At 56.8% G+C, this 3,718-nt stretch carries 2 rRNA genes; both read right to left on the reverse strand.

Annotated features, from left to right (window positions below):
- Positions 1-176: 176 nt before the first annotated feature.
- Positions 177-293 (reverse strand): 5S ribosomal RNA (rrf, locus tag AB0B68_RS32015).
- A gap of 85 nt (positions 294-378) precedes the next feature.
- Positions 379-3,488: ribosomal RNA gene (locus AB0B68_RS32020) — 23S ribosomal RNA — on the reverse strand.
- Between the last annotated feature and the right edge of the window lie 230 nt (positions 3,489-3,718).

Below are 3,718 nucleotides of genomic sequence, written 5' to 3' on the forward strand. Positions count from 1 at the left end.
CAAGATCGTGCAACATCCTGGATGTAGTGGTCTCCACACACCACGAAACGACTACAACCAGGATCGAGCGTGACCTTGACGGGTCTCCGGGTTCAGGGACCCTGATGACCCCCGGAAAAAGGGGCGGAGACGCAGAGAAGCCCACCCCGAATTGGGGTGGGCTTCTCTGGAAGATTGTCCGGCGGCGTCCTACTCTCCCACACCCTCACGAGTGCAGTACCATCGGCGCTGGAGGGCTTAGCTTCCGGGTTCGGAATGTAACCGGGCGTTTCCCCTCCGCCATGACCGCCGTAACTCTATGAACATATCAAACAACCCCGGCACACAATCACGGGTGTTCGCTTGTTCAGAGTTGCACAGTGGACGCGTAGCAGCTTAGTAGTCAAGTCCTCGGCCTATTAGTACCGGTCAACTGAACCCGTTACCGGGCTTACATTTCCGGCCTATCAACCCAGTCGTCTAGCTGGGGGCCTTACCCCACCAAGGTGGGTGGGATACCTCATCTTGAAGCAGGCTTCCCGCTTAGATGCTTTCAGCGGTTATCCCTTCCGAACGTAGCTAACCAGCCGTGCCCTTGGCAGGACAACTGGCACACCAGAGGTTCGTCCGTCCCGGTCCTCTCGTACTAGGGACAGCCCTTCTCAAGTATCCTACGCGCACGGCGGATAGGGACCGAACTGTCTCACGACGTTCTAAACCCAGCTCGCGTACCGCTTTAATGGGCGAACAGCCCAACCCTTGGGACCTGCTACAGCCCCAGGATGCGACGAGCCGACATCGAGGTGCCAAACCATCCCGTCGATATGGACTCTTGGGGAAGATCAGCCTGTTATCCCCGGGGTACCTTTTATCCGTTGAGCGACACCGCTTCCACTCGCAAGTGCCGGATCACTAGTCCCGACTTTCGTCCCTGCTCGACCTGTCAGTCTCACAGTCAAGCTCCCTTGTGTACTTGCACTCAACACCTGATTGCCAACCAGGCTGAGGGAACCTTTGGGCGCCTCCGTTACCTTTTAGGAGGCAACCGCCCCAGTTAAACTACCCACCAGACACTGTCCCTGAACCGGATAACGGTCCGAAGTTAGATACCCAAATCAACCAGAGTGGTATTTCAAGATTGCCTCCACCCATACTGGCGTATGGACTTCACCGGCTCCCACCTATCCTACACAAGCTAATTCGAGTACCAATGTCAAGCTATAGTAAAGGTCCCGGGGTCTTTCCGTCCTGCCGCGCGTAACGAGCATCTTTACTCGTACTGCAATTTCGCCGGGCCTGTGGTTGAGACAGTGGGGAAGTCGTTACGCCATTCGTGCAGGTCGGAACTTACCCGACAAGGAATTTCGCTACCTTAGGATGGTTATAGTTACCACCGCCGTTTACTGGCGCTTAAGTTCTCCGCTTCGCCCCGAAGAGCTAACAGGTCCCCTTAACGTTCCAGCACCGGGCAGGCGTCAGTCCATATACATCGAATTACTTCTTCGCATGGACCTGTGTTTTTAGTAAACAGTCGCTTCCCCCTGCTCTCTGCGGCCATACAACGCTCCACCCGCGCGGGGCTTCACGTCTCCGGCCCCCCTTCTCCCTAAGTTACGGGGGCAATTTGCCGAGTTCCTTAACCACAGTTCGCCCGATCGCCTCGGTATTCTCTACCTGACCACCTGTGTCGGTTTGGGGTACGGGCCGCTAAGAACTCGCTAGAGGCTTTTCTCGGCAGCATAGGATCACTGACTTCACCTGAATCGGCTCGGCATCACGTCTCAGCCTTCATGTGTTGCGGATTTGCCTACAACACGGCCTACACGCTTACCCCGGCACAACCACCGGCCGGGCTCAGCTACCTTCCTGCGTCACCCCATCGCTTGACTACTACCCATCAGGTTCCCACGCTCCCTCAACTCAGTCCGAAGACGTCATCAAGTTCGGGTGGTTAGCACAACGAGGTTCATCAGGGACGCTCTTTCGCGGGTACGGGAATATCAACCCGTTGTCCATCGACTACGCCTCTCGGCCTCGCCTTAGGTCCCGACTCACCCAGGGCGGATTAGCCTGGCCCTGGAACCCTTGGTCATCCGGCGGAAGGGTTTCTCACCCTTCTTTCGCTACTCATGCCTGCATTCTCACTCGTGCCGCGTCCACAACTGGGTCACCCCGCTGCTTCACTCGCGGCACGACGCTCCCCTACCCATCCACACACCTGCACAAGGAATCACGTCCAAGCGAGGATAAAATGTGAATGCCACAGCTTCGGCGGTGTGCTTGAGCCCCGCTACATTGTCGGCGCGGAACCACTTGACCAGTGAGCTATTACGCACTCTTTAAAGGGTGGCTGCTTCTAAGCCAACCTCCTGGTTGTCTATGCGACCCCACATCCTTTTCCACTTAGCACACGCTTAGGGGCCTTAGCTGGTGATCTGGGCTGTTTCCCTCTCGACTACGAAGCTTATCCCCCGCAGTCTCACTGCCGCGCTCTCACTTACCGGCATTCGGAGTTTGGCTGATTTCGGTAAGCTTGTGGGCCCCCTAGACCATCCAGTGCTCTACCTCCGGCAAGAAACACGCGACGCTGCACCTAAATGCATTTCGGGGAGAACCAGCTATCACGGAGTTTGATTGGCCTTTCACCCCTAACCACAGGTCATCCCCCAATTTTTCAACATTGGTGGGTTCGGCCCTCCACGCGGTCTTACCCGCGCTTCAGCCTGCCCATGGCTAGATCACTCCGCTTCGGGTCTAGGACACGCGACTGAATCGCCCTATTCAGACTCGCTTTCGCTACGGCTCCCCCACACGGGTTAACCTCGCCACATGCCACTAACTCGCAGGCTCATTCTTCAAAAGGCACGCCGTCACCCCGCAAGGCTCCGACGGATTGTAGGCGAACGGTTTCAGGTACTATTTCACTCCCCTCCCGGGGTACTTTTCACCATTCCCTCACGGTACTTGTCCGCTATCGGTCACCAGGAAGTATTTAGGCTTACCAGGTGGTCCTGGCAGATTCACGGCAGATTTCAGGGGTCCGCCGCTACTCGGGAACACCCACAGAAGGTCAGCAACTTTCACCTACCGGACTCTCACCGTCTACGGTCAGCCATTCCAGACTGTTCGACTAGCCACTGACTTTGTAACTTCTCGAACAAGTGTCAGCTTGTTCAGCAGGGTCCCACAACCCCGACCACGCAACCCCTGACAGGTATCACACGCAGCCGGTTTAGCCTCGATCCGCTTTCGCTCGCCACTACTCACGGAATCACTAAATTGTTTTCTCTTCCTACGGGTACTGAGATGTTTCACTTCCCCGCGTTCCCTCCACACACCCTATGTGTTCAGGTGTGGGTGACACCACATGACTGGTGCCAGGTTTCCCCATTCGGACACCCTGGGATCACAGCTTGGTTGACAGCTCCCCCAGGCCTATCGCGGCCTCCCACGTCCTTCATCGGCTCCTGGTGCCAAGGCATTCACCGTTCGCCCTTGACAACTTGACCACAAAGATGCTCGCGTCCACTGTGCAATTCTCAACAAACGACCAACCCACAACCCGATCCGCCCCACACCAAACCCAACCAGAAGTTGGCGGTATGTGGAGCCAGGCCATGCCTGGCAGACTCCCAGCCCCCACCAAGGAGGGCCGGCGCGTCTCTGAAACAACAACACAACGGTTGTTCCTTCAGGACCCAACAGGGTGCTCACATTCTCCCTCAGCCGCACCAGGGAC

Source organism: Micromonospora sp. NPDC049049 (assembly GCF_040649115.1).
In the GTDB taxonomy this organism is placed as follows: domain Bacteria; phylum Actinomycetota; class Actinomycetes; order Mycobacteriales; family Micromonosporaceae; genus Micromonospora.